The 19,515-nt window shown below is 70.8% G+C and carries 17 protein-coding genes and 2 pseudogenes; 14 read left to right on the forward strand and 5 right to left on the reverse strand.

Annotated features, from left to right (window positions below):
- Window positions 1–22: 22 nt before the first annotated feature.
- The 4 genes from BLU79_RS37900 to BLU79_RS37910 form a co-directional block, all read right to left on the reverse strand.
- Window positions 23–1,129 carry an ABC transporter substrate-binding protein gene (locus BLU79_RS37900; RefSeq protein ID WP_093910551.1) on the reverse strand — a complete coding sequence of 369 codons (1,107 nt, stop codon included), beginning with the start codon at window positions 1,127–1,129 and terminating at the stop codon, window positions 23–25.
- 166 nt (window positions 1,130–1,295) lie between these two features.
- Window positions 1,296–1,397: a putative leader peptide gene (locus BLU79_RS50135; protein WP_368858099.1), complete on the reverse strand. Its 102-nt coding sequence runs from the start codon at window positions 1,395–1,397 to the stop codon at window positions 1,296–1,298.
- 84 nt (window positions 1,398–1,481) lie between these two features.
- On the reverse strand, window positions 1,482–3,458 hold the full coding sequence (locus tag BLU79_RS37905) for an FAD/NAD(P)-binding protein (RefSeq protein ID WP_093910552.1): 1,977 nt from the start codon (window positions 3,456–3,458) through the stop codon (window positions 1,482–1,484).
- Window positions 3,455–4,516 (reverse strand): amino acid ABC transporter permease, encoded by a 1,062-nt coding sequence (locus BLU79_RS37910; protein WP_093910553.1) that lies wholly within the window; start codon window positions 4,514–4,516, stop codon window positions 3,455–3,457. Before BLU79_RS37910 ends, BLU79_RS37905 begins: the two co-directional genes overlap by 4 nt.
- Before the next feature lie 609 nt (window positions 4,517–5,125).
- Here BLU79_RS37910 and BLU79_RS37915 point away from each other — a divergent pair.
- The 8 genes from BLU79_RS37915 (at window position 5,126) to BLU79_RS37950 (ending at window position 12,622) form a co-directional block, all read left to right on the forward strand.
- Window positions 5,126–6,262 (forward strand): LLM class flavin-dependent oxidoreductase, encoded by a 1,137-nt coding sequence (locus BLU79_RS37915; protein ID WP_093910554.1) that lies wholly within the window; start codon window positions 5,126–5,128, stop codon window positions 6,260–6,262.
- The gene (locus tag BLU79_RS37920; RefSeq protein ID WP_093910555.1) at window positions 6,259–6,795 is read left to right on the forward strand and encodes a GNAT family N-acetyltransferase; all 537 of its coding nucleotides are present in this window, start codon (window positions 6,259–6,261) and stop codon (window positions 6,793–6,795) included. Before BLU79_RS37915 ends, BLU79_RS37920 begins: the two co-directional genes overlap by 4 nt.
- A gap of 44 nt (window positions 6,796–6,839) precedes the next feature.
- A complete protein-coding gene (locus tag BLU79_RS37925; RefSeq protein WP_093910608.1) occupies window positions 6,840–7,748 on the forward strand; it encodes an ABC transporter substrate-binding protein in 909 nt (302 codons plus the stop codon).
- Between the two features lie 3 nt (window positions 7,749–7,751).
- The gene (locus BLU79_RS37930; protein WP_093910556.1) at window positions 7,752–8,684 is read left to right on the forward strand and encodes an amino acid ABC transporter permease; all 933 of its coding nucleotides are present in this window, start codon (window positions 7,752–7,754) and stop codon (window positions 8,682–8,684) included.
- A complete protein-coding gene (locus BLU79_RS37935; RefSeq protein ID WP_093910557.1) occupies window positions 8,681–9,445 on the forward strand; it encodes an amino acid ABC transporter ATP-binding protein in 765 nt (254 codons plus the stop codon). The genes BLU79_RS37930 and BLU79_RS37935 overlap by 4 nt, the downstream gene beginning before the upstream one ends.
- 54 nt (window positions 9,446–9,499) lie before the next feature.
- Window positions 9,500–10,486, forward strand: a complete 987-nt coding sequence (locus BLU79_RS37940) for an ABC transporter substrate-binding protein (protein WP_093910558.1) — start codon at window positions 9,500–9,502, stop codon at window positions 10,484–10,486.
- Window positions 10,487–10,518: 32 nt separating this feature from the next.
- Entirely contained in the window at window positions 10,519–11,037 is a 519-nt protein-coding gene (locus tag BLU79_RS37945; protein WP_093910559.1) for a P-loop nucleotide/nucleoside kinase family protein, read from the forward strand.
- Between the two features lie 295 nt (window positions 11,038–11,332).
- On the forward strand, window positions 11,333–12,622 hold the full coding sequence (locus BLU79_RS37950; protein WP_093910560.1) for a sulfite oxidase: 1,290 nt from the start codon (window positions 11,333–11,335) through the stop codon (window positions 12,620–12,622).
- Here BLU79_RS37950 and BLU79_RS37955 read toward each other — a convergent pair.
- A pseudogene (locus BLU79_RS37955) lies at window positions 12,623–13,569 on the reverse strand (LysR family transcriptional regulator).
- Between the two features lie 137 nt (window positions 13,570–13,706).
- Here BLU79_RS37955 and BLU79_RS50140 point away from each other — a divergent pair.
- From BLU79_RS50140 to BLU79_RS37980, 6 genes and pseudogenes are all read left to right on the forward strand, one after another.
- On the forward strand, window positions 13,707–13,787 hold the full coding sequence (locus BLU79_RS50140) for a putative leader peptide (protein ID WP_351078001.1): 81 nt from the start codon (window positions 13,707–13,709) through the stop codon (window positions 13,785–13,787).
- Window positions 13,788–13,976: 189 nt separating this feature from the next.
- A pseudogene (locus BLU79_RS37960) lies at window positions 13,977–15,026 on the forward strand (LLM class flavin-dependent oxidoreductase).
- Between the two features lie 66 nt (window positions 15,027–15,092).
- A complete protein-coding gene (gene ssuE / locus BLU79_RS37965; protein WP_093910561.1) occupies window positions 15,093–15,650 on the forward strand; it encodes an NADPH-dependent FMN reductase in 558 nt (185 codons plus the stop codon).
- Window positions 15,647–16,843, forward strand: coding sequence for an SfnB family sulfur acquisition oxidoreductase (locus tag BLU79_RS37970; RefSeq protein ID WP_093910562.1), 1,197 nt, complete (start codon window positions 15,647–15,649; stop codon window positions 16,841–16,843). Before ssuE ends, BLU79_RS37970 begins: the two co-directional genes overlap by 4 nt.
- Before the next feature lie 96 nt (window positions 16,844–16,939).
- A complete protein-coding gene (locus tag BLU79_RS37975) occupies window positions 16,940–18,118 on the forward strand; it encodes an LLM class flavin-dependent oxidoreductase (RefSeq protein WP_093910563.1) in 1,179 nt (392 codons plus the stop codon).
- 122 nt (window positions 18,119–18,240) lie between these two features.
- A complete protein-coding gene (locus tag BLU79_RS37980; RefSeq protein ID WP_093910564.1) occupies window positions 18,241–19,470 on the forward strand; it encodes an acyl-CoA dehydrogenase family protein in 1,230 nt (409 codons plus the stop codon).
- The last annotated feature ends 45 nt before the right edge of the window (window positions 19,471–19,515 follow it).

Here is a 19,515-nt window from a genome sequence, read left to right on the forward strand (position 1 = left end):
GAGTCGTCGGATGCGGTGGTCGTTACTGGACGCCGAGACCGGCGTCGTCGACCTCGTCCTTGCCGTCGGCCTTGAGGACCTTGTTCAGTGGTGCGAGGTCGTAGATGCCCTTGAGGTCGGGCTCCTCCAGCAGACCGGCCTTGACCGCGTGCTCGGCCTCGGTGCCGAGGGTGGCGGCCAGCGGGTCGTCCAGGAAGGTGATCGACTTCCAGGCCGGGTCGATGACCTCGGCGGGCAGGGCCTTGCCCGACAGCTCCTTCAGCGCCTCGTTGGCCGACGCCTTGGCCTTGTCCGGGTTGGCGTTGATCCACTCGTTGGTCTTCACCGATCCGCGCAGCACGGCCTCGACGACGTCCGGGTGCTTCTTCAGGAAGTCCTGCCGGACGATGATGTTCGTGATCACGAACTTCTTGTCGGGCCACAGGTCGGCCTCGTCCAGCAGCACCTTGCCGCCCTCGGCGACCAGCTTGGACGCGGTCGGCTCCGGCACCCAGGCGCCGTCGATCGAGCCGGACTTGTAGGCGTCCGGCGTGATCTTGTTGTCGGTGCGGACCACGGAGACGTCGCCCTTGCCGCTCTCGGCGTCGACCTTCCAGCCCTGCTCGGAGATCCAGTTGAGCAGCGCCACGTCCTGGGTGTTGCCGAGCTGCGGCGTGGCGATGTTCTTGCCCTTGACGTCCTTCAGGGACTTGATCTTGTCCGGGTTGACGACCAGCTTCACGCCGCCCGAGGCTGAACCGGAGATGATCCGCAGGTTCTTGCCCGCCGCCTTGGTGTAGCCGTTGATGGCGGGGGAGGGGCCGATCCAGCCGATGTCGAGGGAGCCGGAGTTCAGCGCTTCGATCTCCGAAGGGCCGGCGTTGAAGGTCGAGGGCGTGATCTTGGTGCCGCCGAGCTCCTTCTGGAGCAGGCCCTCCTGGATGCCCACCAGGGCGGTGGCGTGCGTCAGGTTCGGGAAGTAGCCGATGTTCACCTCGTCGACGGAGAGCTTCTTGGCGTCCGCCGCGACCTCGGTCTGCTTGTCGCTGTCGGTGGACTCGGCGCCGTAGCCGCAGGCGGTCAGCAGCAGGGGAAGCGCCGCTACGACGGCGAAGGTGCGCAGGGTGTTGAGCGGTCTTGCGGCAGACACAGAGGTGTCCTCTCAGGGAAAGGTGATCAGGGAAAGTGATCAGGGATGTACGGCGGGGACTGCGTGGAGCCTGCTGGTGCGCACCGGCACACCACTCGCCCGCCGTCCCGGTGGGACGGCAGGGGGCGCAGCGGTGTGGGAGGACGTGCGGGTAGCGCGGAGGGACTCAGACGAGCCGACAGATGGCGCTGGCCGTACGGCCGAAGTCGATGTGGCGACGTGAGGTCAGGAGGGGCGACAACAGGTCTGTGTGGTTGCGCGTTCTCATGGCCACCCACCCCACAGTTTCCTAGTTTTCCTACCTGGCTGATGGGGATCGTGGCAGAAGGTTGTCGCTACCCCAAGAGGCTTTTCATATAATGGACACTTCCTTCTCGCCATTTGAGAAGCGTGAGGTCACGCGCCCGGCGCGAAGGGCGCGCAAAACCGCACGCGCCACCGCGTCATTCTGGCGGAAGGCGGGCGCGTTGGTGCGGGGCCGGGCGAAAGCGGCCACGGCCCGGCTGTTGGTGGGAGCGCCGAGGGCGATCCGGCGGGGGTGGGGGCCGCCGAGGGACGGGTCGATGACCTGGCCGTCCTCGGAGGAGACCGCGAGCAGGCCGGAGCGGTGGGTGTGGGTGGGGTCGGCGATGACCTCCTCGGTGAGCGCGCCGGTCCGGTGCAGGTCCCGCAGGAGGGGGTCCTCGGTGCGGTCGAGGGAGGGGCGCGGCAGATACGCCTCGATGAGGGCGGTCGCGTGGACTGTGTGCCCGGGGACGGTGGGGCTCGTCGCGGTGAAGGTGCCGGTGCTCTCGTCGGTCCCGATCCGGACGTCGGCGCCCACGAAGTGGACGATCCCCGCCCGGGACAGGGCCAGCAGCTCGCGCAGACGGAAGCCGGGCGGGCCGGAGGCCAGGAAGCTGAAGAAGCCCTGCCACCAGCCGTCGAGCCGCTCGGCGACGGACCGCGCGGTCAGCCGTCCCGCGGCGACCAGGCGGGGCAGCTGACCGTAGAGGGAGAGCAGGGCGAGGAACGCCCCGAGATCGGCACTGAACTCCGGGTCCTCGCGGCGGGCGACGTCCTGGGCGATGTGCTCGCGCAGATGATCCTGGAAGGCGTCCGGTGTCGGGAAGGCGAGGCCGTCCAGCGGATGATCCAGGGCCTCGAAGTCCAGGCGGTCCGCCGGATCGGGTACGGCCGCGGCGACGAGGGCCGCCATGGCGTCGTCGTACCAGCCCAGACGGTCGTATGCGGCGACGAAGTCCGGCCAGGGGAGAACGGTGCGCTCGGGGTGGGCGTGGAAGAGCTCGTGGTAGTGGCCGAAGCCGATCTCCTTGGCCATCAGCGGCCACACATCCCGCCGCAGATCCAGCGGCCGCCCCTCGGCGAGCAGCGCGTCGACCGCCTCGGGGCCGAAGTGCCGGGGCAGCGGAGGGCGGGGGCCCTTCAGGCGGTAGCGGGTCTTGGAGTGGTACGGCACTCCGCGCCGCGATCCGACGTACAGGACGGGCTCGCGGCCGGACGGGAGGTAGGTGAGGGTGCCGTCGGCCTCGGTGCGGAAGGTGCCGCCGCGGCCCTCGGTGAGCATGGCCATCAGGTCGATGAAGGCGAGCCCGAAGCCCCGCAGGATGACGTGTTCGCCGGGCCGCAGGGCGGAGAGGTCGGCGTCGGCGGAGAACTCCGGCGGGAGATGGAAGCGGCCGTGGCGGCGGGCGAAGCCGGCGTGCTCGCGCTGCTCGGCGCCGGGCGTGGCGCCGATGTGCCCCTGGGCCAGGATCACCAGGTCGGCGGTGAGCGGGGTCGCGCGGTCGGCCAGGTGCACCTGCTGCGGGCCGTCCGGCGGGCCGGTGACGGCGGTCGCGGTGGTGCGGTGCCACTCGACCGTCACCGAGGGCGGCAGCTCGGCCAGCGCCCTGCGGAACACCCAGTCCAGATAGGCGCTCTGGGCACGGCGGCTGGCGAAGTCGGCCCCGGTGAGTGTGCGCAGTTCGGCGAGCACCTCCGGGGCGGCGGGTTCGGCGTACGGGGCGTGGCGCGGGCCCAGGCCGGAGAACTGGGCCGCCCACTCGGCCAGCGAAGGGCCGGGGCGTACCGGGCCGTCGATGGTGGAGGACTCGTCGGTGAACATGGTGACGTCCTCGGCCATGGAGTTCATCCGGAGCAGCGCCGACTGCTCGTGCCGCCAGACGCGCCCCGGGCCGGGCGGATGCGGGTCCACCAGGTGGATGCGCAACTCCCGTGTCCCGTCCCACAGTTCGGGGGCGTTGGCGGCGATGCGTTCCAGCAGCCCCGTGGTTCGTGGCCCCGCGCCGACGACGACCAGGACGGCCGTGGAGGGTGCGCTGCTCACCGGTCACCGCCGATCGCCGGGCGGGCGTCGGAGGCCGTCGCCGCGCTCAGCCGGTGGCGTACGGCGGTGAGGTGGCCGCGCAGCCGCTGCAGCGGAGTGGGCGGCAGGGCACGGGAGTTGCCGCGGGCGTAGTACCGCTCGATGTAGAACTGGCCCGCGCTCAGCACCGTGGTCACCGCGATGTACCACAGGGTGGCGACCATCAGCAGCGGGATGACCTGGTAGGTCTGGTTGTAGATCAGCTGAACCGAGTACAGCAGGTCGTGCACGGCCAGCACACTGACGATGCTGGTGCCCTTCAGGGTGCCGATCAGCATGTTCCCGGCGGTCGGCACGATGGAGCGCATCGCCTGCGGGACGACGATCCGGCGCAGGGTGCGGCGTCTGCTGAGCCCGAGCGCCTGGGCGGCCTCGGTCTGCCCGGAGTCCACGGAGAGGATGCCGCCGCGCTCCCCCACTCTCGAATTCGCTCGAGCGGGGGGACCCCCATCCTCGGCGGCGTAGGCGGACTCGTGCAGGGTCAGGCCGATGACGGCGGTGAGGGTGGGGCCGAGCAGATTGACCGTCTTCACGGTGAGGAACTGCGGTCCGAACGGGATGCCGAGGCCGAGCGTCGGATACAGCGCGCCGATATTGAACCAGAACAGCAGCTGCACCAGCAGCGGAGTGGACCGGAAGATCCACACATAGCCCCAACTCAGCGTGCGCAGCACCGGGTTGGCGGACAGTCGCATCACTGCGAGCACCGTGCCGAGCAGGAACCCGAGCACCATCACCACGGCGGTCAGCCACAGGGAGAGCAGCAGCCCGTCGAGCACGGCGGTGGTGGTGAAGTACCGGCCCACCACGTCCCATTGGAAGGCCTCGTTGCGGACCACGGAGTTGAGCACCATCGCGAACAGCAGCAGGGTGAGGGCGGCGGTCAACCACCGGCCGGCGTGTCGGCGCGCGACGATCAGCGGCAGGTCGGCGTCCGCGGTGCCTTGGCGGGCGGGTGCTTCGGGTGCCTGGGGCGTCTTCGTGGCAGGGGTGGGTGTGACATGGGGCGGCGTGACCATGGGGAGGCTCTCTCCGGGGAGGGGATCGCAGGCGTGGATGACCCCGGTGGCACCCGCAGGGCGGCGCGGTACGGGCGCTGCGCGCGGGTGCGGTGCGGCCGGGGCTCGGCGTCGTCACGCTGCCGCGTCCCTCAACGCGGCCGGAGAGGCTGCCGCGCATCGCGGAGCCGGTCCGCCGTCGATCGTATGTGCCCATGGCATCGATGTGTCAACAGCGCCGTGGGCGGCGCTGGTCGGGCCCGTCCGGCATCCGGGCCCTGCTTGACGAAGAGCGCGATGTACTGCTCAATTAATCGCATGAATGCCCAGCAGCGCTTGGTCACGCGCGATCACATCGACTTCTGTCGGGTGTGGTCCGCGGCGTGTTGCGCCTGACTCGGCAGCGGGCCGTCTGACCGGCCCTTCCCTCCCTCGGTGACCCCGTCGCGGGCCGAGTTCTCCCTTCACGCGCGCTGCCGCCGCACTGTTTCCACCGACGCCCGGCGTCGTCACGCCCGTATCGACTCGCCCTTCCTCTCGTCGCTGCTCTGACGAGCCATCACTCATGCCTGCACGCCCGTCAGTTCAGCCATGCGGGCGTGCCGCCGCATCCCCTGAAAGGCCACGCCCATGCCCGTGGAGTTCCTCGGCATCGCCGCCACCAACGACGGCTCCGAAACCACGCCGCGCTCCGGCGCCGCGTTCGACAAGGAGTACACGCTCCGGCTCGCCCGGGCGCACGAGGACCACGGCTGGGACCGGGTGCTGTTCGCCTACGGTTCCGGATCGCCGGACCCGGCACCGGCCGCCGCGTACATCGCGAGCCGGCTGGACCGCCTCCAGATCCTGCTCGCCCACCGCCCGAACGTCTCGTACCCCACCTTCGCCGCCAAGACCTTCGCCACCCTCGACCAGATCAGCGACGGCCGGCTGACCGTCCACTTCATCACCGGCGGCAACGACCACGAGCAGGGCCGCGAGGGCGACACCCTCACCAAGGACGAGCGCTACACCCGCACCCGCGAGTACATCCGGATCGTCAAGAAGATCTGGACCACCCACGAGACCTTCGACCACGAGGGCGAGCACTACCGCTTCCACGACTTCGTCAGCGACGTCTTCCCCGTCCAACAGCCCCGCCCGAACGTCTCGTTCGGCGGCTCGTCCCCCGCCGCGTACGCCGCGGGCGGCGCCGAGGCCGACATCTACTGCCTGTGGGGCGAGCCCCTCGCGGAGACCGCCGAGCAGATCGAGAAGGTGAAGGCGGCAGCGAAGGCCGCGGGCCGCACCGACGTGCCGCGCATCCAGGTCGCCTTCCGCCCGATCATCGCACCGACGGAGGAGCTGGCCTGGGAGAAGGCCTATCGCACGGTCGGCGCGATCAAGGCCCGCAAGGAGCGGGGTGAGGCCATCACCAAGCGCCACAACGGGCAGGCGCAGCCGCAGAACACCGGCTCGCAGCGGCTGATCGCCATCGCCGAGGCGGGGGAGAGGTACGACCGTGCCCTGTGGACCCCGACCGCCGCCGCGACCGGCGGAGCGGGCAACTCCAACGCCCTGGTCGGCACCCCGGAGACGGTCGCCCGGGCGCTGCTCGACTACTACGACCTCGGCGTCGACATCCTCTCCGCGCGCGGCTACGACCTGCTGGGCGACGCCGTCGACTTCGGCCGGTACGTGATCCCGATCGTCCGCGAGGAGGTCGCCAAGCGCGACGCCGAGCGGGCCGCCCGCGGCACGCAGACCCTCGCGGCGGTGAACGGATGACCTCCGTCGCCCAACCACCGGCCAGGCCGGGCGAGTTGACGGTCCTGGAAGTACCGGTGTCCGACCCCTTGGTGGAGCCGCTCCTGCGGGAACTCGGAGACGAGTACTCCGCGCGGTACGGCGGGGACGCCCACGGCGAGATGGCCCGCTACCCCGACGAGGAGTTCACCGCGCCGTACGGCGGCGTCCTGCTCCTGCTCCTGGAGCACGGCGATCCGGTCGCGGGCGGCGCCTTCCGCCGGTACGACGCGACCACGGCCGAGCTGAAGCGGATCTGGACGCACTCCGCCCACCGCCGGCGCGGCCTGGCCCGGCGCGTCGTCGCCGAGCTTGAGCGCGAGGCGGGCGCCCGCGGCTACCGGCGCGTCTACCTGACGACGGGACCGCGCCAGCCCGAGGCCCGCGGCCTGTATCTGGCCACCGGCTACACACCGCTGTTCGACACGGAGGCCGACCCGGAAACCATCGGTCCGCTGCCGTTCGAGAAGCACCTGACCGCCGAAGCACCCACGGGAAAGGCCGCCGAGCTGTGAACGTCCACGGCATCAGACCACGCCTGCGCGCCGCCGCCGCCCTCATGTTGCTGCCGCTGCTCGCGCTGACCGCCTGCGGCTCCGGCGACGCCGACGGCACGGCGGCGGTGGGCGCCCAGGCATCCCCCGCACCGACCGACGACCCGGTCGCCGCCGTACGCAAGGTGGACTCCGCCGCCGCCCTGCTCCCCGCCGACGTACGCAAGGCGGGCACGCTCCGGGTCGGCAGCTCGGTCGGCTTCCCGCCCGGCGCGTACTACCCGAACGGCCCGGACGAGGCGCCCGCCGGCCAGGACATCGACCTCGCCGACGCCGTGGCCAAGGTGCTCGGCGTGAAGCTTGAGCGCCAGGATGCCTCCTTCGAGACGATCCTGCCCGCCCTCGGCAGCGGCAAGTACGACGTCGGTACCGGCAACTTCGGGGTCACGAGCGAGCGCCTCAAGACCATCGACTTCGTCACCTACATCAACGACGGCCAGGGCTTCGCGGTCAAGAAGGGCAACACCACGCTCAAGTCGAAGGTCACCGACCTCACCCAGCTGTGCGGGCTGACCATCGGCACCGGCGCCGGCACCACCTTCGAGGCGACCCTCAGCGCACAGAAGGGGGTGTGCGCGAAGGCGGGCAAGAAGCCGTACGACGTGAAGGTCTACTCGGAGAACGCGGCGACGCTCACCGCGCTCCAGCAGGGCCGTATCGACGTGATCATGTCGACCATCAACGGCCTGCGCTACCAGGCCGCACAGCCCGCCTCGCAGACCGCGTTCCTCGGCGAGTTCCACCGCCTCGACGTCGGCTTCGCCTTCAAGAAGGGCTCCGAACTCACCAAGGCGTTCCAGGCCGCCGTCAACGTGCTGATCAAGGACGGCACCTACGCCCGGATCCTCGCCAAGTGGAGCACCTCCGCCTCCGCGATCGAGACCTCGCGGATCAACCCGCCCGAGCACAGGTGACCCATGAGCAGCGACACCATCACCCCACCAGCCATCCAACTCGCCGAAGACCCGGCCGAGTTGAAGGTCGTGCCTGCCCGCCACCACGCGCGCTGGGCCGCCGGCATCGCCGTCGTCGTGCTGGTCGCCCAGTTCGCGCACGGCCTGGCCACGAACCCCGTCTGGGAGTGGAACGTCTTCCGGGACTACGTCTTCTCCGAGACGATCGTCCAGGCCGTATGGGTCACCCTCCAGCTCACCGCCTACGCCACCGTCCTCGGCTTCCTCCTCGGCACCGTCATCGCCTTCATGCGGCTGTCGCGCAGCCCGGTGCTCTCGACCGTCGCCTGGACCTACATCTGGATCTTCCGGTCCATCCCGATGATCGTCCAGCTGGTGTTTTGGTTCAACCTGAGCGCGCTGTACCGGGAGTTGGGCGTCGGCATCCCCTTCGGCCCGGTGTTCTGGTCCGTCGACAGCAACACCCTCATCGGCACCATCGGCGCCGCCATCATCGGACTGACCCTGCACCAGGCGGCGTACGCCGCCGAGATCGTCCGCGGCGGCGTCCTCTCCGTCGACCACGGGCAGCTGGAGGCGGCCGCGGCGCTGGGCATCCCCCGACTGCGGCAGATCCGCCGGATCGTGCTGCCGCAGGCCATGCGCGCCATCCTGCCCACGGCCGGCAACGAGATCATCGGCCTGCTCAAGGGCACCTCGGTGGTCTATGTCATGTCGATCGGCGAGCTCTTCTACCAGGTGCAGGTGATCTACGGCCGCAACGGCCGGGTCATCCCGCTCCTGTTGGTCGCCACCGCCTGGTACGTCGTCCTGACCTCCCTGCTGTCGATCGCCCAGTACTACGTCGAGCGGCGCTACGCCCGCGGCGCGAACCGCGCACTGCCGCCGACCCCGTTCCAGCGCGTCCGGCGCCACCTGACGAAGGAGAGTTCATGAGTGCCGTCATGGTCGACGTCCACGGCGTCCACAAGAGCTTCGGCCCGCTGGAGGTGCTGCGCGGCGTCGACCTCCAGGTTCGGGCCGGCGGGGTCACGGTGATCCTCGGCCCGTCCGGCTCCGGGAAGTCCACGCTGCTGCGGACCATCAACCACCTGGAGAAGGTGAACCGTGGCTGGATCAGCATCGACGGCGAACTCATCGGCTACCGCCGCGCCGGGAACAAGCTGCACGAGCTGAAGGAGAAGGACGTTCTGAAGCAGCGGACCAACATCGGGTTCGTCTTCCAGAACTTCAACCTCTTCCCGCATCTGACCGTCCTGGAGAACCTGATCGAGGCCCCGGTCTCGGCGCTGCGCCGCACACGCAAGACGGCGGAGGACGCGGCCCGGCGGCTCCTCGACCGCGTCGGCCTCGCCGACAAGGCCGACGCCTACCCGCGCCAGCTCTCCGGCGGCCAGCAGCAGCGCGTGGCCATCGCTCGCGCGCTCGCCCTCGAACCGAAGGTGCTGCTCTTCGACGAGCCCACCTCGGCGCTCGACCCGGAACTGGTCGGTGAAGTCCTCGACGTCATCAAGGACTTGGCTAGTACCGGCACCACCATGATCGTCGTGACTCATGAGATCGGCTTCGCCCGTGAGGTCGCCGACACCGTGGTGTTCATGGACGGCGGAGTCGTCGTGGAGCAGGGATCGCCCAAGGCCGTCCTCGACAACCCGCAGCAGGAACGCACCCGCGCCTTCCTCTCCAAGGTCCTCTGAACTCCCCACCCTCACCCCCGTTCCGCATCTGTTCCGCACGCAAGGAGTACGACCGTGTCCACTCACCTCGCCCGCCGCCGCACCGCCGCAGCCGCGCTCGGACTCGCCTCCGCCCTCGTCCTCGCCGCCTGCAGCAACCCCACCGAGGGCGGCACGACCGAGGTCGCGGCCACGTCGGGCGCCAAGACGAAGATCAACATCAGTCCCGACCAGGACCGCGTCACCACAGGCAAGGTCGACTCCATAGCCGCCGAGGTCCCGGAGAAGATCCGCAAGAGAGGCGCCCTGGAACTCGTCGCCTCGTCCGGCTCCGCCGCGCCGCTGACCTTCTACGCCACCGACAACAAGACGGTCATCGGCGTCGAGCCCGACCTCGCGTACCTGGTCTCCGATGTGCTCGGCCTCAAGCCGCACATCAACACGGTGTCCTGGGAGAACATCTTCGTCGGTCTCGACAGCGCCAAGTACGACGCCGGCTTCAGCAACATCACCGTCACCGAGGAGCGCAAGGAGAAGTACGACTTCGCCACCTACCGCGAGGACAACCTGGCCTTCGAGGCGAAGAAGGGCAGCGGCCTGCAGATCACCGGGCCGAAGGACGTGGCGGGCCGGACCGTCGCCGTGGGCAGCGGCACCAACCAGGAGAAGCTGCTGATCGAGTGGAGCAAGGAGAACGAGAAGGCCGGTCGCAAGCCGGTCGACATCAAGTACTACCAGAACGACAGCGATACCTATCTCGCCCTCCAGTCCGGCCGTATCGACCTCTACCTCGGTCCCAACCCCACCGCCGCCTACCACGCGGCCACCACTGGCAAGACCGAGGTCGTCGGCACCTACTCCGGTGCCGGAGCCACCCTCCAGGGCCTCATCGCGGCCACCACCAAGAAGGACAGCGGCCTCGCCAAGCCCCTCGCCGACGCCCTCAACCACGTCATCGAGAACGGGACATACGCCAAGGTGCTGAAGCGCTGGGGTCTGTCCGACGAGGCCGTGACCAAGTCGGAGATCAACCCGCCGGGCCTGCCCAGGACCAACAAGTAGCCGCCGGCCGGGCGGCACCGGCAGGATCGGGCATGCTCATCGTCCTGTGCGGACTGCCCGGCACCGGCAAGACGACTCTGGCGAGGTTGCTGGCCACCCGGATCGGCGCGGTCCACCTGCGGATCGACACCATCGAGCAGGCGATCGTCCGCTCCGGTCTGGCCCGGCACCCCGTCGGGTCGGCCGGCTACGTCGTCGGATACGCCCTGGCCGAGGAACATCTCCGACAGGGAGTGACTGTCATCGCCGAGTCGGTCAACCCGCTGGCCGTGACCCGGGACGCTTGGCGTGACGTCGGCTCGGCGGCCGGAGCCGTGACCGTCGAGGTGGAGGTGGTCTGCTCGGATCCCGCCGAGCATCGGCACCGCGTGACGGCGCGGTCCGTGGACATCCCCGGACTGCCCCTGCCCGACTGGCCACAGGTGCTCGCCCGCGCCTACGAGCCGTGGGAGCGCGAGCACCTGGTGATCGACACCGCCGGACAGAGCCCGCACGAGTCGTTGGCCCGGCTCGTGCGACAGCTCGACGAGCGCGGAGCGGCACCGGAGTGAGCCCGAACGACCCGGCACGGACGGTCCGTTGACACCCTCACGCTCCGCGTGCTTGCATCGCGCCATGCCACCGCAGGAACCTCTGATACGCCGCCGCACCGTGGACCTCGTCCGCGTGGCCGCCGCGCTGTGTCGGTTCCCCGGCTGATCACCGCGCGCCCCCTCGCCACATCCTCCAACAGCCGTGCCCATCGGCCCTGTTGGATTCGACGGCCCGGTCCGTGGATGCCCCCAGCGCTCGGCCCGCGCCGTCCCCCACCATGTCCGGCCTCCACACTCACGACGAGGACCCGTCATGCCCGCATCCGCTGTGCCTCCGCCCCGTCCCGCGACCCGCGTCGACGAGTCCGCCTACGACCGTCGCAGGCTGCGCCAGTGGCTAGCCGGGGACGCCAGGGCGGACGGGGTCAGCCGCCGTCGGCTGCTCACTCTGCTCGCCGCCACGGCGGCCGCGACCGCGCTCCCCGCGCCGGCTCCGGCCCGCGCCGCCGACACCCCGATCGTCAAACCGCTGCCACCCGAGTGGTTCATCCAGCGCGGTACCAACGCCGAGACCCGCTGGGAGGCCCTGCGCGGCACCGGCCACCACACCCCGAACGAGCTGTTCTTCGTCCGCAACCACACCACCACTCCCGTCCTGGACGCCGCCGACTGGCGACTGCGGCTGTGGGGCAGCGGGCTGCGCGGCACCCCCGGCGAGGACAGGCCGGTGGAGTTCGGATACGACGATCTGCGCGCCCTGCCCGCCGTCACCCGGACCGCGTTCGTCGAGTGCGCCGGAAACGGCCGTAGCCACTACACGACACAGCAGGGCGAGACGGTCACCGGCACCGCCTGGACGCTGGGCGCGATCGGCGTCGCCCGCTGGCGCGGGGTGCGCCTCGCCGATGTCCTGCGCAGAGCGGGGCTGTCCCCGTACGCCGTGGATGTGCAGCCGCGTGGCCTGGACGCCGAGTTCGTCAGCGGCGGGGAGAGCCTCGGCCGGGTGCGGCGTCCGCTGCCGCTGGCCAAGGCGGTGGACGACGTGCTGCTCGCGTACGAGATGAACGGCGAGCCGCTGCCGTACGACCACGGGTATCCGGTGCGGGTGGTGGTGCCCTCGTGGGTGGGGATCTCGTCGATCAAGTGGGTCGGCGACATCGAGGTATCCGCGCAGCCGTTGTTCTCACCGTGGAACACCACCTTCTACCGGCTGTACGGCCCCTCCCACCCGCCGGAGGGCAGCGCGCCGCTCACCCGGCAGACGATCAAGAGCGCCTTCGAGCTGGCCAGTGGAGCCACCTTCCCGGTGGGGGAGGGTCAGGTGCTGCACGGCCGGTCCTGGTCGGGCGCGGGCGCCGTCGCGAGGGTCGACGTCAGCACCGACGGCGGCGCGAGCTGGCGCAGGGCCCGACTGCACGACCGGCCCCGCGCCGACACCTGGACCCGCTGGTCCGTCCCCTGGAAGCCCGAGACACCCGGCGCCACCCACCTCCTGGCCCGCGCCACCGACACCGCAGGCCGCCGCCAGCCGGACGTCTCCGTGCCCAACACACAGGGCTATCTGTTCGACGCGGTAGTGCGCCATCCGGTGACCGTGGTCTGATCAGGCACCCTCGCTGCGGGACGGAGCGCCGCACGCCCGGGCGTTGCGCACGAACAGCTCGTGCAGATCGCGTACCGCCCGGGGGACGGAGCCGGAGTCGCGGCGCTCCAGGACCAGCAGCACCTCGGTCGCGTCTCCCGCGAGCGGCCGTACGGTGATCGCGCCCCGCCGCGAGCGCAGCGAATGGGGGTCCCCCCGGCCGAAGGCTGGGGGAGGGTCGCCGAGGACACTGAAGTCGGGCAGCACCGTCGCCCCCAGCCCCTCGGCGACCATCAGCTTGCCCATCTCGGCGCCGTCGGTGGAGTACGAGAAGGAGGGCGTACGGCCGCTCAGCAGCCGGTGCAGGAAACGGTGCATGACATAGCCGGACCGCATCACGACCAGCAGGCTGTCCGCGTCCACCGCGTCCAGGGCCGCCAGCGGACTGTCCGGGCGCACGCACACCACCGGCCGGCCGCGCAGCACCTCGGTCGTCTCGAAGCCGGGCGGCAGGTCGTCGCCCTCCAGGTAGTTCACCAGCCCCAGGTCGAACGCGCCCTCCAGCAGCCCGCGATGGATCTCGGACTGCTGCGCGCCGACCAGCTCGACCTGGGTCACCGGGTGCGCGGCCGGAACTCCCGCACGGTCGGGATGACCAGCGGCACGGTGGCCGTGTTGACCGTGCCGAGCCGCACCATCCGGCTGATGCGGTGCTGGTCACCTGCCGCGCCCCGCAGCCGGTCGACCGCGTCCAGCACGCTCATGATGTGCGGCAGCAGCTCCCGGCCCTCGTCGCTGATCTTCGCCCCGGACCGCTTGCGCTCCAGCAGATCCACACCGAGCTCGCGCTCCAGGTTGCGCACGGTCTCGCTGAGCGCGGGCTGGGACAGATGCAGTTCCTCGGCGGCCCGCCGCAGCGACCCCGACCGGGTGACGGCGGCGATGTATTCGAGCTGTTCTATACGCACGACAGGAGACTGCTGCCCGCCGTACACCGGGTTCAAGGGAAACCCTGTCACAACCTGGTGAGTACCGACTCTCAGCATGTGGAATCACATCCGGGCATTCTTGACCGGTCGGACTCCCCGCTGCTTTGATCGAAGGCATGAAGCGACAGGACCTCACGCGGCGACGCCATGTCGACCTTGCGCGTGTCTCCAGCTCCTGCTGTCGCTGTCGGGTCTGAGCGCACCCGAGGGAAACCCTCGCACTCGCGCTGATCTTCCTGTGTGAATTCCAACTGCCGGCCGTTTCCCTCGGCGATTTCGGCTTTCCCGGGAACGGCGTGCCCGCACGCCCGACTCCCGATCACCGAACACATTTCCCTGTGGCCGCACGCGCCCTTTCGCGTGCGCATTCCCGCCAGGAGCCCTCCATGCCCGTCCCGCCCGGATCCGACCCCGCCCGCTTCGCCTACTGGGTGCCGAACGTCAGCGGCGGCCTGGTCACCAGCACCATCGAGCAGCGCACCGACTGGGGCTACGACTACAACCGCGAACTGGCCGTCCTCGCCGAGAACAACGGCTTCGACTACGCCCTCAGCCAGGTCCGCTACATGGCCGGCTACGGCGCCGAGTTCCAGCACGAGTCGACCAGCTTCAGTCTCGCCCTGCTGCTCGCCACCCAGCGGCTGGTTCAAGGGCGAGTTCACCGCCCTCGGGGAGCCCTGGCTGGAGCACGACGAGCTCCCCCAGTTCTCGGCTTCGCTCGAACCGGGGGGACCCCCATCCGACGCTCGGAGGAGTTCATCCGCGCCCTGCGCCAGATCTGGACGGAGGACCACACCGAACTCGCCGGAGACTTCTACCGGTTGCGCGACTTCTCCCTCAAGCCCAAGCCGCTGAACACCCCCGAGTGCCCCCACCCGGAGATCTTCCAGGGCGGCAACTCCACCGCCGCCCGCGCCATGGCGGGCCGTGTCTCCGACTGGTACTTCAGCAACGGCAAGGACTTCGACGGCGTCACCGAGCAGATCGCCGACGTCCGCGCGTCCGCCGCCCAAGTGGGCCGCAGGGCACCGAAGTTCGGCCTCAACGGCTTCCTCATCGCCCGGGACGCCGAGGCCGAGGCCCGCGACACGCTCCGCGAGATCGTCGCCAAGGCCGACACGCAGGCCGTCCACGGCTTCCGCGACGCCGTCCAACAGGCCGGCCGGTCCACCGCCGACGGCAAGGGCATGTGGCAGGACTCCAACTTCGAGGACCTCGTCCAGTACAACGACGGCTTCCGCACGGGCCTGATCGGCACGCCCGAGCAGATCGCCGAGCGGATCGTCGCCTTCAAGCGCCTCGGCGTCGACCTCTTCCTCCTCGGCTTCCTGCACTACCTGGAGGAGGTCGAGTACTTCGGCAAGCGGGTGCTGCCGCTCGTCCGCGAACTGGAGGCCCAGGAAGCCGAGTCCGAGCCCCTCGCCGCCCGAGCCTGACCCGGGGCCCTGTCGTCACGGGGCCCCAGCATGCCCGCATCCGACACTCCCCTGAGAGGTCCTCGCATGGCCACCGTCCTGTCCGTCTCCGGAAGCCCCTCCGCCACCTCCCGCACCGCCCGGCTGCTGCGCCACCTCGACGACCGGCTCGCCGCCCAGGGCCACGAGGTGATCCCGTTCGACGTCCGCACGCTCCCGCCCGAGGCCCTGCTCCACGCGCAGTTCAACCACCCGGCGATCGTCGAGGCCACCGAGCTGGTCGAGCGCGCGGACGGGATCGTGATCGGCACGCCCGTCTACAAGGCCGCCTACTCCGGCCTGCTGAAGTCACTGCTCGACCTGCTCCCGCAGTACGCGCTGGCCGGAAAGACCGTCCTGCCGCTGGCCACCGGCGGCAGCACCGCCCACGTTCTGGCCATCGACTACGCCCTGCGCCCGGTGCTGAACTCCATGGGCCCCTCCCACATCACGCCGGGCTGGTTCACCCTCGACAAGGACATCAGCGTGGGTGACGACGGCACCCTGACCGTCGCACCGGGCGCGGCCGAGGCCCTCGCCCACGTCACCGACCAGTTCTCGCTGGCCCTCGGTGGCCGGCCGACCCTGCTGGCGGCCACCGGATGAGCGCCGCGACGGTGATCGCCGACGATGCCGAGGCCCTCGCCGTCGCCGCCGAACTGGCCGCCGACTTCCGCAAGGATGCCGCCGAGCGGGACGCGCGACGCCGGCTGCCGCACCCGGAACTCCAGCGGCTGTCCGCCTCCGGGCTGCTCGGGGTGACGGTGCCGGCGGAGTTCCGCGGCGCGGACGTCCGTACGGAGACACTCGCCGGGATCTTCCAGCTGCTGGCCTCGGCCGACGCCAGCCTCGCCCAGATCCCGCAGAGCCACTTCGTGTACGTCAATGTGCTGCGCCGGCAGGGGACTCGGGAGCAGCGGGAGTTCTTCTTCGGTGAGGTGCTGGCGGGGAAGCGGTTCGGCAACGCCCAGTCCGAGGCGGGCACCAGCCGCGTACAGGACATCTGTACGCGGCTGCGGCGGCGCCCGGATGGGTCGTACGTCCTCGACGGCGTCAAGCACTACTCCACCGGCGCCCTGTTCGCCGACTGGATCCCCGTCCTCGCCCGCGCCGACGACGACAAGCTGCACGTGGCGTACGTACGGCGCGACGCGCCCGGCGTCACGGTCGTCGACGACTGGGACGGCATGGGACAGCGCACCACCGCCAGCGGCACCGTCCGCCTGGAGTCGGTGCCCGTGCCCGCCGACCGGGTGGTGCCGCACCACCTCACCTTCGAGGGGCCCCAACTCCATGGCGCCGTGGCCCAGTTGCTGCACGCCGCCATTGACGCCGGGATCGCCTCGGGAGCACTCGCCGAGGCCGTGGAGTTCGTCCGCACCAAGAGCCGACCCTGGTTCGAGAGCGTCGGTGAAGGACACGCGACCGCCGCCGAGGACCCCCTCCTGATCCAGCGGTTCGGTGAGCTGGCGATCCGGGTACGGGCCGCCGACGCGCTGCTCGCCACCGCCGCCGGGTCCGTGGACGCCGCCCGTGCCGACCTGACCGACGACTCGGCGGCCGAGGCCTCCATCGCGGTCGCCGCCGCCAAAGTGACCGCGGCGGAGGCGGCCGTGGAGGTCGGCAGCGCGCTCTTCGAGGTCGCCGGCACCCGCGCGGCCCTCGACTCCCTGGGCCTGCACCGCCATTGGCGCGACGCCCGCACCCACACCCTGCACGATCCGGCGCGCTGGAAGGTCCAGCACATCGGCCGCTATGTGCTGCGCGGCATCCGGCCGCCCCGGCACGGACTGTTGTGACGAACGATCCCCATGCGCTGAACGACCCCCATGCGCTGATCGACCCCCATCCGCTGATCGACCCCGATGAGTGAACGCCCCCGATCGGAGACCCCCATGGCCCTCACCTTCCACTGGTTCCTGCCCACCAACGGCGACAGCCGTCATGTCGTCGGCGGCGGCCACGGCACCCCCGCCACGGTGTCCGGCCGTGACCGGCCGCCGACGGTCGCCTACCTCAGCCAGATCGCCCGTGCCGCCGAGGACCTGGGCTTCGTGGGCGCGCTGACGCCCACCGGAGCCTGGTGCGAGGATGCGTGGCTGACCACGGCGATGGTCGCCCAGCACACCGAGCGGCTGAAGTTCCTGGTCGCCTTTCGGCCCGGCTTCGTCTCGCCGACCCTCGCCGCGCAGATGGCGTCCACCTTCCAACGGCAGACCGGCGGACGGCTGCTGCTGAACGTGGTGACGGGCGGGGAGAGCCACGAGCAGCGTGCCTACGGCGACTTCCTGGACAAGGACGACCGTTACCGCCGTACCGGTGAATTCCTCCAGATCGTCCGGGGGCTGTGGGAGGGCGGTACCGTCGACCTGGTCGGCGAGCACCTCCAGATCGAGGACGCGAAGCTGGCCCGGGTGCCCGATCCGGTGCCCGAGGTGTACTTCGGCGGCTCCTCGCCCATCGCCGGACAGATCGCCGCCCGGCATGTCGACGTCTACCTCACCTGGGGCGAGCCGCCGGCCGCCGTCGCCGAGAAGATCGCCTGGATCCGGGCGCTGGCCGAGAAGGAGGGCCGCAGCGTCCGCTTCGGCATCCGGCTGCACGTCATCACCCGGGACACCGCCGAGCAGGCGTGGGACGAGGCGCGGCGGCTGCTGGCCGGGTTCGACACGGAGACGGTACGGGCCGTACAGGCCGGACTCGCCCGGAGCGAGTCCGAGGGGCAGCAGCGGATGCTCGCGCTGCACGGCGGCAGCTCCGACGACCTGGAGATCTACCCGAACCTGTGGGCCGGCATCGGGCTGGTGCGGGGAGGCGCGGGCACGGCGCTGGTCGGCAGTCACGACGAGGTCGCCGAGCGGATCGCCGAGTACCACCGGCTGGGCATCGACGAGTTCGTGCTCTCCGGCTATCCGCACCTGGAGGAGGCGTACTGGTTCGGCGAGGGCGTGCTGCCGAGGCTGGAGGCGCAGGGGCTGTGGACGCACCCGTTCCGCGACGCGACGGCCGCCCGCACGGTGACTCAGGTCCCCTTCGTGGAGCGGGAATCAGCCAAGGTGACGCGCATTCCCTAGATTTCCTATCGAATTACTAGGGAAGTGTTGACCCCCGTCGGTGGAGCGAGTGAGGATGACGCTGACCGGGTCGGCCGGGCAGACCGGGACCGCGTTGTCTTCTGCCTTGAAGGAAGTCCGTCATGACAACTGCACCACCGGCCGACAAGACGGTCGCAGCGGTGATCGGGCGCTCCGACTGGCCGCACATCGCCCGTGAGCTCGCGGACGACCTGGCCACGGACGCGGTCGAGCGCGAGCAGGCCGGCAAGCCTCCGCTCGACGAGGTAGCGCGGCTGCGTGAATCGGGGCTCCTGACGCTGCTCGTACCGGCCGCACTCGGCGGCGGGGGAGCGGACTGGCGTACCGCCTACACGGTCGTGCGGACCGTCGCCGCGGCCGACGGCGCGGTGGGTCATCTGCTGGGCAGTCACTACTTCCTGTCCTACGGCGCCCGGTTCTTCGCCGCCCCCGACCGTGCCGCCCGGGTCGAGCGGGCGTTCACGGCGGGGCAGTGGTACTGGGGCGGCGGTATCGCCTCGAACGAACCGCCGCTCATGTTGACCCCGACGGTGGGCGGCTATCTGCTGGACGGCCATCAGCGGTACGGCTCCGGAGTCGGGGTCGCCGACCGGCTGGTGGTCCGTGCCGCCGTGCCCGGCACCGGTGAGCCCCTCGCCGTCCTCGTCGACCCCGCTCACCCGGGCCTCGTGAGCGGCGCCGGCGGCGACACCTTCGGGCAGCGGCTGGCGGCCGCCGGCAGCGTGGGGTTCGACTCCGTGCCGGTCGCGGCCGACGACGTACTCGGCTCGCTCTCCCCGGACGACGGTGCCCTCTCGCCCTTCGCCGGACTCGCCGTGCCGACCGCGCGGCTGGTCTCCGCCCAGTTCTGTCTCGGTGTCGCCGACGGCCTGCTCGGTGAAGTCCGGGAGCACGGAAGGGCGGTGCACAGCCCCTGGCAGCCCTTCTCACCCCAGCCCTGGCCGGGCGGCCCGTCGCAGGACCCGTACGTGCTGACCGCGTTCGGCGAGCTGGCCGTCGCCGCACGTGCCGCGTCCGCCCTCGCCGACCAGGCGGTGACCGCCCTCACGCAGGGCCTTGCACGGGGGCACGACCTCGACGACGAGGAGTGCGCGGAGATCGCCGTCCTGGCGAGCGCGGCCGAGGCCGCCGCCTCCCGGGCCGCGCAGGAGATCACCAGCCGTGCGCTGGACGCCGTCGGCGCGCACGCCGCCTTCGCCCGGCACGGCCTGGACCGCTTCTGGCGCGACACCCGCACCCACACCCTGCGCGAGCCGGTCGCCCACCGATTGCGCGAGGTCGGGGACTACTTCCTCAACGGCGCGCACCCCCCGTTCAGCCTTCCCGCCTGAGCGAGGGCCCGGCGGGTGAGTGCCGACACGGTAGTGATGGATAAT

Origin of the sequence: Streptomyces sp. cf386 (assembly GCF_900103585.1) — a bacterium.
Taxonomy (GTDB): domain Bacteria; phylum Actinomycetota; class Actinomycetes; order Streptomycetales; family Streptomycetaceae; genus Streptomyces.